The 17,102-nt window shown below is 69.6% G+C and carries 17 protein-coding genes; 13 read left to right on the top strand and 4 right to left on the bottom strand.

The genetic code is table 11. The annotated features are described in order from the left end of the window. Positions 1-75: 75 nt before the first annotated feature. Entirely contained in the window at positions 76-282 is a 207-nt protein-coding gene (locus tag JF886_RS09860; RefSeq protein ID WP_337311978.1) for a hypothetical protein, read from the bottom strand. Between the two features lie 45 nt (positions 283-327). Between JF886_RS09860 and JF886_RS09855 the strand changes: the two genes are divergently transcribed. From JF886_RS09855 to JF886_RS09820, 8 genes are all read left to right on the top strand, one after another. Beyond that, on the top strand, positions 328-1,635 hold the full coding sequence (locus JF886_RS09855) for a glycoside hydrolase family 1 protein (RefSeq protein ID WP_337311976.1): 1,308 nt from the start codon (positions 328-330) through the stop codon (positions 1,633-1,635). A gap of 135 nt (positions 1,636-1,770) precedes the next feature. After that, the gene (glnA, locus tag JF886_RS09850) at positions 1,771-3,120 is read left to right on the top strand and encodes a type I glutamate--ammonia ligase (RefSeq protein ID WP_337311974.1); all 1,350 of its coding nucleotides are present in this window, start codon (positions 1,771-1,773) and stop codon (positions 3,118-3,120) included. A gap of 3 nt (positions 3,121-3,123) precedes the next feature. Then, the gene (locus JF886_RS09845) at positions 3,124-4,758 is read left to right on the top strand and encodes a helix-turn-helix domain-containing protein (protein WP_337311972.1); all 1,635 of its coding nucleotides are present in this window, start codon (positions 3,124-3,126) and stop codon (positions 4,756-4,758) included. A 124-nt stretch (positions 4,759-4,882) separates the two neighbouring features. Further along, the gene (locus tag JF886_RS09840; RefSeq protein ID WP_337311970.1) at positions 4,883-6,406 is read left to right on the top strand and encodes an ammonium transporter; all 1,524 of its coding nucleotides are present in this window, start codon (positions 4,883-4,885) and stop codon (positions 6,404-6,406) included. After that, positions 6,403-6,771 carry a P-II family nitrogen regulator gene (locus JF886_RS09835; protein ID WP_337311968.1) on the top strand — a complete coding sequence of 123 codons (369 nt, stop codon included), beginning with the start codon at positions 6,403-6,405 and terminating at the stop codon, positions 6,769-6,771. The genes JF886_RS09840 and JF886_RS09835 overlap by 4 nt, the downstream gene beginning before the upstream one ends. A 164-nt stretch (positions 6,772-6,935) precedes the next feature. Beyond that, entirely contained in the window at positions 6,936-7,223 is a 288-nt protein-coding gene (locus JF886_RS09830) for a 4Fe-4S dicluster domain-containing protein (RefSeq protein WP_337311966.1), read from the top strand. Positions 7,224-7,422: 199 nt separating this feature from the next. After that, positions 7,423-8,889 (top strand): type I glutamate--ammonia ligase, encoded by a 1,467-nt coding sequence (glnA, locus tag JF886_RS09825; protein ID WP_502711424.1) that lies wholly within the window; start codon positions 7,423-7,425, stop codon positions 8,887-8,889. Positions 8,890-9,086: 197 nt separating this feature from the next. Then, positions 9,087-9,326 carry a hypothetical protein gene (locus JF886_RS09820; RefSeq protein ID WP_337311964.1) on the top strand — a complete coding sequence of 80 codons (240 nt, stop codon included), beginning with the start codon at positions 9,087-9,089 and terminating at the stop codon, positions 9,324-9,326. Positions 9,327-9,332: 6 nt separating this feature from the next. On the opposite strand, the gene JF886_RS09815 is transcribed toward JF886_RS09820, so the two are convergent. Then, a complete protein-coding gene (locus tag JF886_RS09815) occupies positions 9,333-9,716 on the bottom strand; it encodes a TraR/DksA family transcriptional regulator (protein WP_337311962.1) in 384 nt (127 codons plus the stop codon). 43 nt (positions 9,717-9,759) lie between these two features. Between JF886_RS09815 and JF886_RS09810 the strand changes: the two genes are divergently transcribed. Next, positions 9,760-10,893, top strand: a complete 1,134-nt coding sequence (locus JF886_RS09810) for a winged helix-turn-helix domain-containing protein (RefSeq protein ID WP_337311960.1) — start codon at positions 9,760-9,762, stop codon at positions 10,891-10,893. Here the strand turns inward: JF886_RS09810 and dxs are convergent. Beyond that, complete coding sequence (gene dxs / locus JF886_RS09805; protein ID WP_337311958.1) at positions 10,890-12,770, bottom strand: 1-deoxy-D-xylulose-5-phosphate synthase; 1,881 nt, start codon at positions 12,768-12,770, stop codon at positions 10,890-10,892. The genes JF886_RS09810 and dxs overlap by 4 nt on opposite strands. A 79-nt stretch (positions 12,771-12,849) precedes the next feature. Between dxs and JF886_RS09800 the strand changes: the two genes are divergently transcribed. Beyond that, on the top strand, positions 12,850-13,650 hold the full coding sequence (locus tag JF886_RS09800; RefSeq protein WP_337311956.1) for a SirB1 family protein: 801 nt from the start codon (positions 12,850-12,852) through the stop codon (positions 13,648-13,650). A gap of 271 nt (positions 13,651-13,921) precedes the next feature. On the opposite strand, the gene JF886_RS09795 is transcribed toward JF886_RS09800, so the two are convergent. Then, positions 13,922-14,362 carry a hypothetical protein gene (locus tag JF886_RS09795; protein WP_337311954.1) on the bottom strand — a complete coding sequence of 147 codons (441 nt, stop codon included), beginning with the start codon at positions 14,360-14,362 and terminating at the stop codon, positions 13,922-13,924. Between the two features lie 104 nt (positions 14,363-14,466). Between JF886_RS09795 and JF886_RS09790 the strand changes: the two genes are divergently transcribed. Genes JF886_RS09790 through JF886_RS09780 form a run of 3 tightly spaced genes read left to right on the top strand, consistent with a single transcriptional unit; the run spans position 14,467 to position 17,100 of the window. Then, positions 14,467-14,928 (top strand): peroxiredoxin, encoded by a 462-nt coding sequence (locus JF886_RS09790; RefSeq protein WP_337311952.1) that lies wholly within the window; start codon positions 14,467-14,469, stop codon positions 14,926-14,928. Continuing rightward, entirely contained in the window at positions 14,879-15,913 is a 1,035-nt protein-coding gene (locus JF886_RS09785; protein WP_337311950.1) for an ArsA family ATPase, read from the top strand. Before JF886_RS09790 ends, JF886_RS09785 begins: the two co-directional genes overlap by 50 nt. Then, positions 15,910-17,100 (top strand): ArsA family ATPase, encoded by a 1,191-nt coding sequence (locus tag JF886_RS09780; protein ID WP_337311947.1) that lies wholly within the window; start codon positions 15,910-15,912, stop codon positions 17,098-17,100. The genes JF886_RS09785 and JF886_RS09780 overlap by 4 nt, the downstream gene beginning before the upstream one ends. Positions 17,101-17,102 lie beyond the last annotated feature (2 nt).

The raw sequence follows: 17,102 nt of genomic DNA, 5'->3' as shown, positions 1-17,102 counted from the left end.
GTGCCGGCCGGCGCCCGCGCGCCCCGACCGGCGGCGCGCCGTCCCACCAGGCGGCTCTGACGCTCGCCGCCGCGATCAGCGGTGGTGGCGGCGCCGCACCAGGAAGAAGCCGAGCAGGCCGAGGATGCCGACCGCGACCAGCCAGGGACGCTCCTCGAGCTGCTCCGCCAGAGAGCTCTGGCCGCCTGCCGCGGACAGCGGCATCTCGATGGGCGTCTCGGTGACCAGGGTGACGGTGCCCGGCACCCGCTCGCGGCGTCGTGCCGTGTCCCCAGCGTCCATGGCGGCATTATCGGCCGTGCAGAATCAGCCGGGCATACTGCGCGCGTGATCCACCAACTCCCCGGGGACTTCCTGCTCGGTTGCGCCACCGCCGCCCACCAGGTCGAGGGAAACCTCGACAACGACTGGACACGGATGGAGCGCGAGCACCCGGAGCGGATCAAGGACGGCAGCGTCTCCGGGATCGCCTGCGATCACCACGCACGCTACCGCGACGACCTCCGCGAGCTCGCAGACATGCACCACAGTGCCCACCGTTTCTCCATCGAGTGGTCGCGCGTGGAACCCCGCGACGGTGTCTTCGACGCTGACGAGCTGCGCCACTACGCTGACGTGGTGCGCACCTGTCGCTCCCTCCGGATGGAACCAGTTGTGACCCTGCACCACTTCACGCTGCCGGTGTGGCTCGCCGACCGGGGCGGGGTGTGCAGCAGCGACGCGCCACACCGCTTCGCGCGCTTTGCCGCCGTCTGTGCGGAGGCGATCGGGGCCGACGTGCGCTGGTGGATCACCATCAACGAGCCCACAGTTCTCGCTGTCTTCGGGTACCTGTATGGGGAGTGGCCGCCGCTCGAGCCGTCGATGGGCGGCTTCTTGGATGCGCTGGCCGGGATGGCGCGGATGCACGCGGCGGGGTACACCGCGCTGCACCGCGTGGCGCACGCACACGGGTGGGATGCCGCGGTCTCCATCGCCCACCACGAGAGGCCGCTGCGCCCGCTCAACCCGCGCTCACCGATTCACCGCGCCGTCGCCGTCCTGCCCAACGCCATCTTCAACCGCTGGTTCCTGCGGGCGTGCACGACCGGTCGGCTTCTTCCCCCTGTGGGTCACAGTCAGGTGGTGCCCGGGCTGCGCGGCTCACTCGATTACCTGGGGCTCAACTTCTATTGCGAGGAACGGGTCCGCTTCAGCCCCCGCCGCCCCCGCGAGCTGTTCGCCGAGAACGTCGTCCCCAGCGGGGTGCCGCTGTCTGCGTTCGGCTGGACGATCGACCCGGACGCCCTCCGCCGTGCCATCGAGAACCTCTGGGAAGACTTCCGTCTGCCCATCCTGATCACCGAGAACGGCGTCGCCGACGACCACGACGAGCTGCGCGCCCAGTTCATCGTCGATCACCTCAGCGCCGTCGGCGCGGCGATCGCCGCGGGAGCCGACGTCCGCGGCTACCTGCACTGGACGGCGATGGACAACTTCGAATGGGCGGAGGGGTACTCGAAGCGGTTCGGCCTGCTGGCCGTCGATCGCGGCACGCAGGAACGCACGCCCAAGCCCAGCGCGGCCGTGTTCGCGCAGATCTGCGCGAGCAGGCGCGTGGGTGTGCCGCAGGCGCCGGTAGAAGCGGCCGTCTAAGGTCTTGCCCGGCCGCTCCGTCAGGGCGCAGTGCACAAGCCACAGAGGCCCATTCGGTGTGAGAATCGCAGCCGCGGCTCGCTATCATGCCCTTGGCGTCGACTTTTGTGCATCCCGCCCTAGGAGGAACGCCTGATGAGCCCCCGATCGATCGCCACGGGCACCGGTGGCGAGCACCGGCTCACCACACGCATCGCCGAGGCGGGCGTGCGCCATGTGCACCTGCAGTTCAGCGACGTGCTCGGCACCGTGAAGACGGTGACCATCCCCGCCGCCGGGCTGGACGCGGCCCTCGAGCACGGGGTCTGGTTCGACGGCAGCTCGGTCGAGGGCTTCACCCGCACCGCCGAGAGCGACATGTACCTGGTGCCCGACCCGGATACCCTCCAGGTCCTGCCGTGGACCGCCGAGCCCACCGCGCGCCTGATCTGCTGGGCGCGCACCCCCGACGGCGAGCCCTACAGCGGCGACCCCCGGGGCGCCCTGAAGAGGGCGATCGACCATGCCACCGAGCTCGGCTACGAGTACAGGGTGGGGCCGGAGATCGAGTTCTTCCTCCTCCAGCGTGACGCCGACGGCGTCCCCCAGGCGCTCGCCGGCGACTCGGCCGGCTATTTCGACGTCACCGGCGGCGGGGCGACCGACCTCCGCCAGGCGATGCTGGCCGCCGCCGCGCTGGTCGGGGTCGAGATCAACAGCGCGCACCATGAGGTCGCTCCCGGCCAGCACGAGGTCGACCTCGCCGCCGGCGAGGCCCTCGCCGCCGCCGACGCGGTGGTGACGTTCCGGCTCGCGCTCGAGGCCGTGGCGCAGCGCTCCGGAGTGATCGCCAGCTTCATGCCCAAGCCGTTCAACGATCAGCCGGGCAGCGGGATGCACGTGCACCAGAGCCTTGGAAGAACCGGTGGCGGCGGCAACGCCTTCTCCGGCGCCGACGACTACGGCCTCAGCGACGTCGCCAAGCATTTCATCGCCGGCCAGCTGCACCACGCCGCCGGGATGTGCCTGGTGCTCGCCCCGCTGGTCAACTCCTACAAGCGATTGGTGCGCGGGCTCGAGGCGCCGATCTTCCTCTCCTGGGCCCGCACCAATCGGGGCGCGCTCATTCGTGTCCCACACGTGTCGCGGCCAGAGGCAGCCCGGGTGGAGCTGCGCAGCCCCGACCCCTCGTGCAATCCCTATCTCGCGTTCGCGGTGATGCTGCGCTGCGGCCTCGACGGCGTGGAACGGCGGCTGCCGCTGCCGCCGCCGGTCGAGGAGGCGCTGTACGGCTTCGACGAGGTGGAGCTGGAACGCCGCAACGTCGGTGTGCTCCCCGACAACCTCAAGGATGCGGTCGACGCGTGCGCGGACGACGACGTGGTCCGCGACGCCCTTGGCGACAACCTCACCGACCGGTTCCTCGACGCCAAGCGCGCGGAGTGGCGTGAGTACCGTGGCCAGGTTACCGGGTGGGAGCTGGAGCGCTACCTGGAGAGAGGCTGACCCGTGGAGACGGCGCTGATCACCGTGCGCGACGTCTGGCGCGGCGCTCTGCCTGACGGCACCGAGCTGCTCGGCGGCGGTGCCGGGCTCGACCGGCGCGTCGAATGGGCCACCACCCTGCGCACCCGGGCGCCGGCCTTCGAGTCCATCAAGGGCGGCGAGATCGCGCTGGTGCCGGTGGCGTCGATCCGCCTCCTCGACGCGCGCCTCGACCTCGCCGACGTGATGAACGGCCTCGCCGAGAAGGGAGGGGTGGCTGTGGCGGTCGTCGGCGACGCGTCGCCGGCCAGCCTTGGCGTGGCCGAGCGCTTGATCATGCCGCTGCTCCGTCTCCCCGACGGCTCGCACGTCAGCGAGATGCAGCAGTCCGTGGTCCGCTACATCGTCGAGCAGCGCACCATCCTTCACGAGCAGGCGCAGATGCTCCAGATGGAGCTCATGCAGCTGGCCCTGGGGGGCGCCGGGACCGATGCCATCGTCGCGCGGCTCGGTGAGGTGACCGGCCGCGTCGTTGCCTGGCACGACGCGGCTGGACGCCTACGCAGTGTCTCCGACGAGCTGCCCGCGTCCGTCCGCGACGCGCTCGGCAACGGTGAGGAGATGCTCCGCTGGGTCGCCGGCCAAAGCGTGCCCGCCGCCGACCCGCCGGTCGGCGAGTTCGGCCTGCCGCGCGGGCGCAGCCGCCTGGTCGCGCCCATCCCGGGGCGTGATGGAGTCCACGGGTTCGTCTCGCTGATCGGCGAGGAGCACCACCTCGGCCAGCTCGAGCGCGCCGCCGTGGCCCGCGGCGCGTCGGCGTGCGCCATCGAGCTGGACCGCGAACGCGCCGTGCTGCGCGCCCGTGACGACCTCGAGGGCGAGCTGCTCGCCGCACTCCTGGAGGGCTCGTTCGGGTCGGACGCGGGTGTCAGTGAGCGCGCCCACCGGCTCGGGTTCCAGCTCAACGAGCCCTACAGCGTTCTCGTCGTTCGTGGCCAGAACGCGGGCACGCCGGTGGAGACGCTGACGGTCGCCGCGCGGCGCTGCCTGGCCCGCAGCGCGCCCACCTCGCTGCTGACCGCCCACGACAACAGCGTCTGCGCGCTGGTGCCGGAATCCGCGGAACCGGGCGAGCGCAGCGCGCTCGTCGCCCAGACGCTGCTCGCCGACTGCGCCGTGGCCGTGCGTGGCGAGGTCGTGGTCGGAGTGGGTCGCGCTCGCAGCGGCCCGCAGGGGGTCCGCCAGTCACACCGCGAGGCCGAGCACGCCCTGCGCATCAGCGCCCGTCTGCAGAAACAGCCCGCCGTGGCGACGTTCGCCGACCTGGGGTTGCACCGCCTGCTCGTGGCCATGACCCAGCACTCGGAGATGGAAGACTTCTATCGCCAGAGCGCGGGCCCGCTGGTCGCCTATGACGAGAGAACCGGGGCGGGGCTGATGGAGACGCTCGACGCCTTCTTCCAGTGCCACGGCTCGCCGACGGACACCGCGCAGCGCCTCCACGTCCACCGCAACACCGTCCTGTACCGGCTGCGCCGGATCGAAGAGATCGGCGGGCTCCGCCTCGACGACCCCGCCACCCGTCTCAACCTCCATCTCTGCCTGCGCATCCGCGAGGTCATGCCGCACCCGATGCCGGCGGGGAGCGCGACAGCGTAGCCCACCTCGCTTCGTGCACGGCGCACAACTCAGCGAGCCACAAGTTGGGGCGGCGCGCGCATCGAAGGCGGCTCGCCGTCCTCCTAGGCTGGCCGCAGCCACCAGCCGCGCAAGGAGAACACCGTTGCTTGCCCGAACCCGCTTCCGAGTCGCCGTCGCGGGCGCCGCCGCCCTTGCCGCGCTGCCCGTGACCGCCCAGGCCGCCGCTGACAACACGGCGACCCAGGCAGCCGGTGTGGCCGCCGACACGGTGTGGGTGATCGTCGCCGCCGTGCTGGTGCTCTTCATGCAGGCCGGCTTCGCCATGCTCGAGGTCGGCTTCACACGCATGAAGAACGTGGGCACGGTCGTCGCCAAGGTCATCGTCAACCTCAGCATCAGCTCGATCGTCTACTGGATCTGCGGCTTCGCCTTCGCCTTCGGCGCGGCCACGGGCTTCACCAACAGCCTGATCGGTTTCACGGGCTTCGCCCCCTCCTTCCACCCGGGCTCGACGATGGCGCTGCCCGCGCTCGCAGCCTCCACGGCACCAGCCGCGGCCAAGTTCTTCTTCGAGTTCGTCTTCTGCGCGGTGTCGCTGGCGATCGTCTGGGGCACCATGCTCGAGCGCACCAAGTTCATCGTCTACATCCTCTTCGCGGTGCCGTTCGCCGGCTTCATCTACCCATTGATCAGCCACTGGCTCTTCGGTGGTGGCTGGCTGATGACCACGCTGGGGGCGCAGGACTTCGCCGGTTCGACGGTCGTCCACCTGACCGGGGCCACGGCGGGGTTCGCCGGCCTTCTCCTGCTCGGCGCGCGCATCGGCAAGTACTCGCGTGACGGCAAGCCCAACGCCATCCCCGGGCACAACATGCCGCTGGCCCAGCTCGGCGTGATCATCCTGTGGTTCGGCTGGTTCGGCTTCAACCCCGGCTCGACACTCAACGCCACCAACCTGCACTTCGCCGATGTCGTCATCACCACCAACCTCGCCGCGGCGGCGGGCGCGCTGGCCGCGATGTTCACCATCTACCGGCTCCAGAAGGCGCTTGACGTGGGCATGATCGGCAACGGCGCGATTGCCGCCCTGGTCGCCATCACCGCCCCGAGCGGGTACGTGCAGCCGTGGGCCGCGATCATCATCGGCGCGGTCGCCGGCGTGATCGTGGTGTTCGGCGTCATCGCCATCGACAAGTGGATCGACGACCCCGTCGGTGCGCTCAGTGCCCACGGCCTGGCCGGCGTCTGGGGCACACTCTCCTGCGGCCTCTTCACCGACCCGGCGCTCGCCACATTCAACGGAGTCGGCCAGGGCGGGCTGTTCTACACGGGCAGCTTCCGGCAGCTGGGCGCCCAGGCCGCCGCCGTCGGCGCGGCATTCGTGACGGTCTTCACGCTCAGTTACGGCCTCTTCTGGATCATCAAGAAGACCGTCGGCCTGCGCGTCAGCGCGCAGCACGAGATCGACGGGCTCGACATCAGCGAGCACGGCATGTGGGGCTACCCGGAGCAGTTCATGCCGGTGCCGGGCGGCGCGTATATTCACCCGGACGCCGTCGGCGAGCCGGCACGGCGGCTGGTCGGCTCACTGGTCCCCACCACCGCTGAACGGGAACGGGTTGAGAACGGCGCGCTGGCCCACACCCCAGACGGAGTGCCATCGTGAAGAAGGTCGAGGCGGTCATCAGGCCGGAGAAGCTGCAGGCTGTGCAGGACGCCATGGACGGGCTGGGCACGTCCGGGCTCACCGTCACCGAGGTGATGGGCTGCGGCGCCCAGCGCGGCTACACGGAGACCTACCGCGGAGCCAGGGCGAACATCTCCCTGCAGCGGAAGATCAAGGTCGAGGCCGTGGTGGGCGACTCACTGGTCGAAGGAGTGGTCAACGCCATCAGCGGCGCGGCCCGGACCGGCGAGGTCGGCGACGGGAAGATCTTCGTCATCCCGGTCGACGACGCGGTACGGATCCGCAGCGGGGAGCGGGGCGACGCCATCGTCCGCCACCTCGAGCCGGAGCACTGGGGACACTGAGGGCGAGGGGGGAACTCAGCGTTCCCCCCTCGGGCACCCCCCAGCTGAGCGGATGTCAGCTCCGGCGACGTGAAGTCGCCTGCGCTGACTGCTATTGGATGCGAACACCGTTCGCCCGAGCCCCGAGGTCGGGTTGCTGACCCGAGGGGCTAGACTCGCCGCGTATGACGTACGTTGTCACCGAGACCTGCATCGACCTCAAGGACAAGTCGTGCATCGAGGTGTGCCCGGTGGACTGCATCCACGAGGTGGACGAGGACCGCATGGTCTTCATCGACCCCGACGAGTGCATCGACTGCGGGGCCTGCGTCGATCCCTGCCCGGTGGACGCCATCTATGCCGAGGAGGACGTCCCGGCGCCCCAAGTGCCCTTCACCCAGATCAACAAGATCTACTTCAAGGACAAGGTGGCGGCCCGCGAGCAGGTCGATGGGATCAAGCCGCCCGCCTGATCTCGGACGCTGCCTCTTTGTGCGCTGCACACAAGGTGAGGAGGGCGGCGGTGGGGTGTGCTGTCCATAGTCCCTCCCCATTCGCAGGGCTAGCCTGAAGCCCGACAATCTGGCCACGCCTGCGTGCCCGGTCCCCGCGTGGCCAGGAAAACGACCAATGAGGGAGAAGCGCATGGCGATCGACGAGTCGGTAGCCGCAATGTTCACAGGAGAGGTGCAGCCCACCATGTCCCCGACCGCGGTCTCATCGCCAACCCCCAAGCAGGTCATCGAACGCGCCAAGGAGGTCGGCGCCCTGATGGTGGACTTCCGCTTCACCGATCTCCCCGGAACGTGGCAGCACTTCAGCGTGCCCGTCAGCGAGCTGACCGAGTCAGTCTTCACCGACGGAATCGGCTTCGACGGGTCGAGCATCCGCGGCTTTCAGAAGATCCACGAGAGCGACATGCTCCTCTTCCCGGATCCCTCACGCACGTTCCTCGACCCCATCCTGGAGGTGCCCACGCTCGTCGTGGTCTGCGACATCGCCGACCCGCTGACGCGCAAGCCTTACAGCCGCGACCCGCGTTTCGTGGCGCGCAAGGCGGAGGAGTACCTGCGCCAGTCGGGCATCGCCGAAACCTCCTACTGGGGCCCGGAGGCTGAGTTCTACATCTTCAACTCGATTCGCTATGACCAGAACACCCATGAGGGCTACTACTTCATCGATTCCGACGAGGGGGTCTGGAACACCGGCCAGAACGGCACCGCCAACCTTGGCTACCGGCCCAAGCTGAAGAGCGGCTACTTCCCAGTGCCGCCGGTGGACAAGCAGCAGGACCTGCGCAGCCGGATCGTCCTCGCCATGATCGAATCGGGCATCGACATCGAGGTGCACCACCACGAGGTCGGCACCGCCGGTCAGGCGGAGATCGACATGCGCTTCGACACGCTGGTGACGATGGCGGACAAGGTCCTCCAGTACAAGTACATCGTCAAGAGCGTGTGCAACCGCGAGGGCTACACGGCCACCTTCATGCCCAAGCCGCTCTTCGGTGACAACGGCAGTGGCATGCACACCCACCAGTCACTGTGGAACGGTGACTCGCCGCTCTTCTACGATGCCGAGGGCTACGCGCTGCTGAGCGATACCGCCCGCTTTTACATCGGCGGCCTGCTCAAGCACGCGCCGGCAGTCCTCGCGTTCGCGGCGCCCACCACCAACAGCTATCGGCGCCTGGTTCCCGGGTACGAGGCGCCCATCAAGCTGGCGTACAGCGCGCGCAACCGCAGCGCGTGCGTGCGCATTCCCACGTACAGCGACAAGCCCGCGGCGCGCCGGCTCGAGTTCCGTTCGCCAGACCCGATGTGCAACCCATACCTGGCCTTCTCGGCGATGTTGATGGCGGGTCTCGACGGTATCCAGAACAAGATCGAGCCACCCGTGCCGGTCGATGCGGACCTGTACGAGCTCGAGGGACGCGAGGCCGAACGCGTACGCGACCTTCCCGGTTCGCTCTCCGAGGTGCTCGACGCACTGGAGAACGACCAGGAGTTCCTGCTCCGCGGCGGGGTGTTCACCCAGGACCTGCTCGACACCTACATCGCCTACAAGCGTGAGAGCGAGGTCGATCCGATCGCGCTGCGACCGCACCCCTACGAGTTCTTTCTCTATTACGACGCCTAGCGGAGGAGGGACGAGGCGGATGTCTCGCCCCGACGGAGCGACGGCGGCGAAGGCGTGGCCGCACGACGCCTAGCGGAGGAGGGGGAACGCAGATCCCCCTTCGCCCCCTTTGACGCGTGCGGCGGGCTTGCATCTCTGCCCGGTGCGTCCGTAGGGTGGGAGCTGATCCAGCAAATGCACACGTGAAGGGCCAGGTCATGGCAACTCCGACCGATCTGCTCGATCCGCCGGCGCTGATGTCCTACGGCGGCCTCGTCGACGCCTCGACGGCAGAAGGGCAGACCGACAAGGACGCCGATTGGGCTGACGCCCTCACCCAGATGCTGATCGTGTACGAGGATGCCGCGGCCGTGCCTGCACCGAGTGGCGGCGAACCGCGACCGGCTCACATGGCAGACATCACGCGAAGGCGCGGAGCGTACTCACCGGCGCGCTAGCGCTCGTCACCTTCTTGCGCCGGCGCGCACGAGGCTCCCGCTGCAGGGCACGCAGAGTGCTGCCCACGGGATGGCGCGCAACCTCTCGCCGGGAATCGGCCCGCCGCACACCTCACACAGGCCGTACGCGCCGGCATCGAGGCGCGCCAGCGCCTGGTCGATCTCCTTGACGGTCTCATACAACGTCCGCGCCTGGTACGCGCCGGTCATCCGCTCCACGGCGTACGTGGTCCCGTCGCCGATCCTCTTGCCGAAGTTGAGATTCGACATCTCCGTCGGACTGGCGCCGAACTGCTCGATCCTGCTGAGCAATTCCGACCGCTTCTCCTCGAGGACGGACCTGAGCTCGTCCCGCGGCGACGCACCCGACGGGTCGATGGTTTCGCTCATGCGCGTACGGTAGCGCCAACCATCGTTCTGGCAGAGTGGCTTGGTGGCCGTGGAGCTGACAAACGCCGACGCGCGCGCTGTGGCCATCACCGCCCAGAGGCTGAGAGGGCGCCGCCACCGCGATCCGCTGCGGCTCCTGCGCGAGCTGAGTGCGATCCAGATCGACACCATCTCGGTCATCGCCCGCTCCCATGAGCTGGTCGCGTTCTCGCGCCTCGGGCCTGTCAGTCGCACAGATATCGCGCGGGCGTGGTGGGGACGGGGCACGACGTTCGAGTACTGGGCACACGCAGCGTGCGTTCTGCCGCTCGAGCTGTGGCCGCTGTTCGCGTGGCGCCGGCGCCGCTACATGCAGCGCTACGCACGCACCGCGGAGCAGCAGGAGATCCTTGCCCAGGTTCGCGACCATGGCGCGGTCACCATCGCCGATCTCGGCGGGGCGCGCATCACGCCCGGATGGTGGGAGTGGAGCCCAGTCAAGCAAGCGGTGGAGCAGCTGCTTGCCCGCGGCGACGTGGTCTGCACCGAGCGGCGGGGTTTTCGCCGCGTCTACCGCCTCAGCGAAGACGCGGTCCCGCAGTCGCTCTTCGGGGTCGACCTCGACGATGCCGCGTGTTTCACCGAGTTGGTCGCGCTCGCCGCTTCGCACACGGGCGTGGCCACCGATGACGACCTCGCCGCCTCCTTTCGGATGCCGGTTGCCGCCATGCGGGCGGCCGCCGAAGCAGCCGGCCTGACTCCTGTCAGTGTTCGCGGCTGGGGCAGGCGTGCCTGGGCACACCCCATGGCCCTGAGCGGCCCCGCCCGTGTCCGGCATCGCCCCGTACTGCTCTCTCCCTTCGACTCGCTGATCTGGCACCGGCCCCGCACCGAGCGGCTCTTCGGCTTCCGCCACAGGCTCGAGGCCTACACCCCGGCCGCCCAGCGCGAGCACGGCTATTTCGTCATGCCGCTGCTCGCGGGCGGAAGGCTGGCGGGACGCGTGGACCCCAAACGGGATGGCAGCGTGCTGCGTGCACGGCGGGTGTCGATGGACGCGGCAGCCGTCGTGCCCATGGCGCAGGCGTTGCACGACGCGGCACGGTGGGTGAGCTGCGATGAGGTCGTCGTGGAGCAGGTCATCCCCGCTGAGCTCGGTGGTCCCCTGCGCGCGGCCCTGGCCGAGGCGGCGGGCTAACCGGCGAGAACGCTGGGCCTGTGGGTGCGGAGCAGCTCGCGCGCAGCCTCCGCGACGCCGCTGGCATCGAGCCCGAGTTTGTGCAGCAGCAGTGGCTGGGCGCCGTGCTCGATGAAGCTGTCGGGCAGTCCGAGCCGGCGCGTCGGCACGGTGACGCCCGCCTCTGCAAGCGCCTCGAGCACCGCGTCGCCGAAGCCACCGATGGTGGTGCCGTCCTCGATGGTCAGCACGGCGCGGTGCCGGGCCGCGAGCGCGGGGATGCAGGCATCCAGGGGCTTGACGAAGCGCCCGTCGACCACGGTGCAGTGGATGCCCTCGCCCTGCAGTGTGTCCGCTGCCTCCCCGGCCACACCGACCATCTTGCCAACCGCGAGAAGGGCGACGTCCGCGCCCTCACGGAGCACGGACATGGAGCCGATCGGGAGCGGACGCAGCGGAGCGGATCCCACAGACGGCGCGCTGCCGCGTGGATAGCGGATGGCGAAGGGGCCGTCATGCGCGATCGCGGTGGCGAAGAGCCGGCGCAGCTCGTCGGGCGAGCTGGGCGCGCTGACCGTCATCCCCGGGATGAGCCGCAGGTAAGCGAGGTCGAGCATGCCGTGGTGCGAGGCACCGTCGTCGCCGGTGATGCCGGCGCGGTCGAGCACGAAGGTGACCGGCAGCTTGTGCAGGGCGACGTCACACGTCACCTGGTCGAAAGCGCGCTGCAGGAACGTCGAGTAGATGCACACGACCGGCCGCAGGCCTTGCATGGCGAGCCCGGCCGCGAAGGTCACCGCGTGCTGCTCGGCGATGCCGACGTCGAAGAAGCGCTCAGGGAACCGCTCGGCGAAGGCCAGGAGGCCCGTCGACGACGCCATCGCGGCGGTGATCGCGACGATGCGGTCGTCGGCCTCGGCGGCCTCGAGCAGCGCCTCGCTGAACACGTCGGTCCACGCCGCCGGCTTGGTCGAGAACGCTCCGCTGCTGGGGTCGAAGCTCGACACCCCGTGGAACTTGTCAACCTCGTCGCCGACCGCGGGCGCGTACCCATGGCCCTTGTCGGTGACCACGTGGATGACCACCGGCCCTTTGAACGCCGACGCGTCGCGCATCGCCTTCTCGAGCGCGCGGATGTCATGGCCGTCGATCGGGCCGCCGTACTTCAGCCCCAGCGTCTCGAAGATGGAGATGGGGCTGACCAGCTGCTTCAGTGAATCCTTCATGCGCTTGGCGGCGCCATACGCGGACTCGCCGAAGACCGGCAGCTGACGCAGGGTCTGCCCGGCCGCACCCTTGGCGCGCTCGTACTTCGGCGACAGGCGCAGCTGGCCGAGGTTCTCTGCGATGCCGCCGACAGTCGGTGCGTAGGAGCGGCCGTTGTCGTTGAGGATGATGATCAGCTCGGGCTGGCGCTGCCCGATGTTGTTGAGCGCTTCGTAGGCCATCCCGCCGGTGAGGGCACCGTCGCCGATGACACAGATCACCTTGCCGCCCTCACCGCGCAGCTCGCGCGCGGTAGCCAGGGCCAACCCGTAGCTGAGCCCTGTCGACGCGTGCGAGTTCTCGACGATGTCGTGCTCGGACTCGCTCCGCGAGGGGTAGCCGCTCATGCCGCCGTGCTGACGGAGGGTGTCGAAGCGGTCAGCACGGCCGGTCAGCATCTTGTGCACATACGCCTGATGCCCGGTGTCGAAGACGATGCGATCCCGCGGCGAGTCGAAGACGCGGTGCAGCGCGATGGTGAGCTCGACGACCCCGAGGTTGGGACCAAGGTGGCCGCCGGTGCGGGCCACCGCGGTGACCAGGAGCTCGCGGATCTCCGTGCAGAGGCGGTCGAGATCGGCGTTGCCCAGCGCACGCAGGTCGTCAGGGCCGGAGATCTCCTCGAGAAGCATCGAGCCAGTCTAGCAACGGGTGCTCGACTTCCCCCGCCACGATTGCGCAGGGAATGGGTTGGCGGCGCATCATGCGCCCATGGAAGTGGACCCTCGCCAAGCGCTCCTGGCCTGCGCCGGAGATCCCCGCGCCGACATCGCTGAGGGAGCGCTCTGGCTGGCCGCGGAGGACTGCGCGGAGGTGGACGTTGGCGGCGCCCTGCGCGCCATCGACACGCTCGCCGCTGACCTCGGCGAACGCCTCGATGGCGCACGCGGATCAGAGGCCATCAGCGTCATCCACGCGCTGCTCCGTGAGCGCGTCGGCCTCCGCCGTTCCGGGGGCGGCGATCCGCGCGCTCACTACCTGCACCTCGTGCTGCAGCGCGGGGCGGGAATCCCCATCAGCTGCGCGGTCCTGTGGATGGCCGTCGGCCGTCGCGCCGGGCTGAGCGTGGAGGGCATCGGGCTCCCCGGCCACTTCGGCGTGCGCGTGGACGGGGTGCTCGCCGAGCCCGCCGACGGTGAGGTGCTCGACGAGCCCGCCGCACAGCGACTCGTCGCGGCCGCCACCGGCAGCGACCCCGGCGCGCTGCAACCTGCGTGGCTGCTGCCCGCCACCGCGCGGCTCATGCTGGCGCGCATGTCCCGCAATCTGCGTGGCTGCTACTCCTCGCTGGAGCGCTGGGACATGGCGGTTCGCGCCGCCGATCGCTGCGTCGCGCTGTTCCCCGAGGAGCCGACCGAGCGTCGCGACCGTGGCCTCCTTCTCTGGCGGACCGGGCACAACGGGGCCGCGCTTGCCGACCTCCGTCACTACCTCGATACCGCGCCTCCAGACGCAGCGGATCGCGGCGCTGTCGAGGACGTCGCCGGCCGCCTCCGCGCTGCCCTGAACTAGAGCGAAGGGGGAACTGCGTTCCCCCCTCGTACACCCCCCAGCGAGCGGTCTCGGCTCTGGCGAAATGAATTCGCCTCCGCCGAGGGATGCATCAACGAGGAGATCCGCGAACTAGCCGCCGATGATGCGGGCGAGCAGCCAGACCGCGCCGACCAGCAGCGAGCGAAGGGGGAACTGCATTCCCCCTCGTACACCCCCCAGCGAGCGGTCTCGGCTCCGACGAAATGAATTCGCCTCCGCCGAGGGATGCACCAACGAGGAGATCCGTGAACTAGCCGCCGATGATGCGGGCGAGCAGCCAGACCGCGCCGACCAGCAGCAGGACCAGGAACGGCACCACCGCGAAGACGATGAACGAGAACACGAGGCGCTCGTCGCTGACCGAGTCCGGGTTCTGCCGGCGCCGGCGCGCGTCATGCAGGTACCAGAGGATGCCGCCGACGATGAAGCCGGTGAGCAGCGAGAAGATGCCCGCGAACGCGGAGCCCGGGGCGATCACCGGCGGCGCCAGCGTCAGCCGCCAAGCAAGGCCGAAGCCCAGCGCCAGCAGTCCGCAGGAGATGAAGCGCAGCAGCAGCCCGGTGACGGTCCGGCGCGCGCCGGCGGGCGGGGTGGACGCGACGATCAGATCCGGCACCATGGCGGCGGCCCGTTCGCGTTGCGCCACCTTGGAACCGGCCGTGCGGTCGCTGCGCGGGCTGCGGGCTCCCATCGGCCGCCGAGTATAGGCAGCGATGTCTGTCGCGCCGCCGCGCAGCGCGGGAACCCTAGACTGGTTGGGATCGCCGCCGGCCGCTCTCAAGAGGTGACTGAAGAATGGGCGCCACCACAGCTCTGCCCGAGTTCGACCTCGAGCTTGGCGGTGGCGGCCGGCTCCGCCGTGATGACCTGCTCGGCCACCGCACCGTCCTCTACTTCTATCCCAAAGACGACACACCAGGATGCACCATCGAGGGGCGGGAGTTCACCGCTCTGCTCGATGACTTCCGCGCCGCCGGACTCGACGTCTACGGTGTGTCGCCGGACTCACCGCGCAGCCATGAGCGCTTTGCCGCCAAATGTGACCTCGGCATCCCACTGATCAGCGACCCTGACAAGGTGCTCATCGGCGGGCTCGGGCTGTGGGTCGAGAAGTCGATGTACGGTCGTACCTACAACGGGGTCGAGCGCAGCACCTTCCTCGTCGGTGAACGGGGCACCGTCGAGCGCGAGTGGCATGCGGTCAAGGTTGGCGGCCACGCCGCCGAGGTGCTCGAGGCGGCGCGTCCTGCCGGCTAGGAAGACCGCCTCCGCCGTACAGGCCGGTCTCCTCGACGAACTGCTCAGCCGGCGGATCATCTTCGTCGCGGGCAAGGGTGGCACCGGCAAGACGACCGTCTCGGCAGCACTGTGCCTGCTCGCCGCCCGGCGCGGCAAGGAGGTGCTCGGCGTCGAGGTCGACGCCAAGGGCGAACTGGCCGCGGCTCTCGGCTCCAAGGGTTCGAGCTTCAAGGCTGAGCTGGTGCAACCGGGTGTGAGCGTGCTCGCCCTCCACGCCGAGGAGTCCTTCCAGGAGTACCTGCGCATCTACTTCAAGGTGCCACGCCTGGCGCGCATCACCCCGCTCTCCAAGGTGTTCGACTTCATCGCCACGGCGGTGCCAGGGCCGCGGGACATGCTGGTCACGGGCAAGATCGCCTTCGAGGAACGGCGGCGCGACCAGGCCAAACGGCCGGTGTGGGACCTCATCGTCGCCGACTGCAGCGCCAGCGGCCACATCCTCGCCCAGTTGAGAGCGGCGCGCAGCATGCTCGAGCTCGTTCGCGGCGGCCTCATCCGCAGCCAGATCGAGTGGATCGATTCCGTCATCTCCGACGCGCGGCGCACCACCGCGGTACTCACGGCCCTGCCCGAGGAGATGCCGGTGGTGGAGACGATCGAGCTCAGCCGCGCCATTGCCAAGCAACGCACCGTCCACGTCGGTCTGTGCGTGCTCAACCGCATGCCCCCCGAGCCGTTGCCGGCGGCCGCGCGCCGCGTGCTCGCGGACCTCGCCACGGCAGACGCAGACGTGCGCGCCAAGGTGCCTGGCGTCGCCCACATCGGCGCCGACCTCGAGCTGGGCGAGAGGCTGTACCGGAGCGCCCAGGCCCAGGAGCGGCATCTGCGCACCGAGATCGACATGCCTGTGGTGCCGGTGCCCCTCTTGGCGCTGCGCACCGGGCTCGCCACCAGCCGGGCGGTGGCGGACGCGCTGCGCGATTCCTGCGGAGGCCGCGAATGAGCGCGGTGCGCGCGCGGCGGCGCGCCTCCGACCAACCCGCCGACGCCGACACGCTGGTCGGGCAGCTCGAGAACCTCGAGGTGATCATCTGCTGCGGCAGCGGAGGGGTCGGCAAGACGACGATCAGCGCCGCGCTGGGGCTCGCCATCGCCCAGAGAAGTGACCGCCGCGTCCTCGTGCTCACGGTTGACCCGGCGCGGCGGCTGGCCACCGCGCTCGGGCTGCGCGAGATCGGCACCGAACCGGTGAAGGTGTCGCGCGCCCGGCTGCGACGCGCCGGGATCGAGGTCGAGGGCGAGTTGGTTGCTGCCATGCTTGACATGAAGTCGACGTTCGATCGCATGGTCACGCGCATGGCGCCGACCCGCCAGGACGCGCAGCGCATCCTCAACAACCGCTTCTACAAGGGGATCAGCGATTCGTTCGTAGGCTCGCACGAGTATATGGCGATGGAGGCGCTGTACGAGCTCCACGAGGCGGGCGAGTACGACACCCTGATCATCGACACGCCGCCCTCGCGCAACGCGCTCGACTTCCTCGAGGCCCCCAACCGGCTCACCGACTTCGTCGGCACCAAGCTGCTCAGCTGGCTCTCCGGCCCGACTCTCTTCGGCTTCCACGCAGTCAACGTCGCCGCGGCTCCGTTCCTGCGCATGGCCGACCGTCTGCTGGGAGCCGACGTGCTCACGGAGGTCGCCGAGTTCGTCGGCGACCTGCAGAAGATCTACGGCCGCGTGCAGCAGCGCGCCCGCGCCGTGTACAAGCTGCTGCGCAGCCCGCAGGTCGGTTTCGTGGTGGTCACGACGTTGGAACCGGCCCCCTTCGCCGAAGCCGAGTTCTTCACCTCACGGTTGCGCGAGTACCGCATGCCGCTGCGCGGGGTGGTGGTGAACCGCACCCTTCCCGACTCGCTGCGCGACCGCACCGCACTGGCCACCGCGTCCGCGCTCGCCGACGACGAGCGCCTGGCCACATGGCTCAGCCAGCGGCTCGGCCACCGCGTCCCGTCCGAAGCCTTGCGCGCCATCGGCGAGCGCTGGCTCCAGTTCCACGCCATCGCCGAGCGCGATGCGCGCCAGCTCAGCCGCCTCGAGAGGCTCGGGTCGGTCGAGGCGGCACGCATCCCGCTCTTCAGCGAGGACGCGAATGAGCTCGACGGGCTGGCCCGGATCGCGGCCCTTCTGTAGTC

Origin of the sequence: Candidatus Aeolococcus gillhamiae (assembly GCF_016464765.1) — a bacterium.
In the GTDB taxonomy this organism is placed as follows: Bacteria; Chloroflexota; Dormibacteria; order Aeolococcales; family Aeolococcaceae; genus Aeolococcus; species Aeolococcus gillhamiae.
The sequence above is the reverse complement of the archived record's forward strand: the minus strand, read 5'-3'. Positions and strand labels throughout refer to the sequence as shown.

Excerpts from the sequence above, each read along its gene's own strand:
- JF886_RS09860 (WP_337311978.1), bottom strand. The coding sequence starts at position 282 with ATGGACGCTGGGGACACGGCACGACGCCGCGAGCGGGTGCCGGGCACC.
- glnA (WP_337311974.1), top strand. The coding sequence starts at position 1,771 with ATGAGCCCCCGATCGATCGCCACGGGCACCGGTGGCGAGCACCGGCTC.
- JF886_RS09830 (WP_337311966.1), top strand. The coding sequence starts at position 6,936 with ATGACGTACGTTGTCACCGAGACCTGCATCGACCTCAAGGACAAGTCG.
- glnA (WP_502711424.1), top strand. The coding sequence starts at position 7,423 with ATGTTCACAGGAGAGGTGCAGCCCACCATGTCCCCGACCGCGGTCTCA.
- JF886_RS09820 (WP_337311964.1), top strand. The coding sequence starts at position 9,087 with ATGGCAACTCCGACCGATCTGCTCGATCCGCCGGCGCTGATGTCCTAC.
- JF886_RS09815 (WP_337311962.1), bottom strand. The coding sequence starts at position 9,716 with ATGAGCGAAACCATCGACCCGTCGGGTGCGTCGCCGCGGGACGAGCTC.
- dxs (WP_337311958.1), bottom strand. The coding sequence starts at position 12,770 with ATGCTTCTCGAGGAGATCTCCGGCCCTGACGACCTGCGTGCGCTGGGC.
- JF886_RS09800 (WP_337311956.1), top strand. The coding sequence starts at position 12,850 with ATGGAAGTGGACCCTCGCCAAGCGCTCCTGGCCTGCGCCGGAGATCCC.
- JF886_RS09795 (WP_337311954.1), bottom strand. The coding sequence starts at position 14,362 with ATGGGAGCCCGCAGCCCGCGCAGCGACCGCACGGCCGGTTCCAAGGTG.
- JF886_RS09790 (WP_337311952.1), top strand. The coding sequence starts at position 14,467 with ATGGGCGCCACCACAGCTCTGCCCGAGTTCGACCTCGAGCTTGGCGGT.
- JF886_RS09780 (WP_337311947.1), top strand. The coding sequence starts at position 15,910 with ATGAGCGCGGTGCGCGCGCGGCGGCGCGCCTCCGACCAACCCGCCGAC.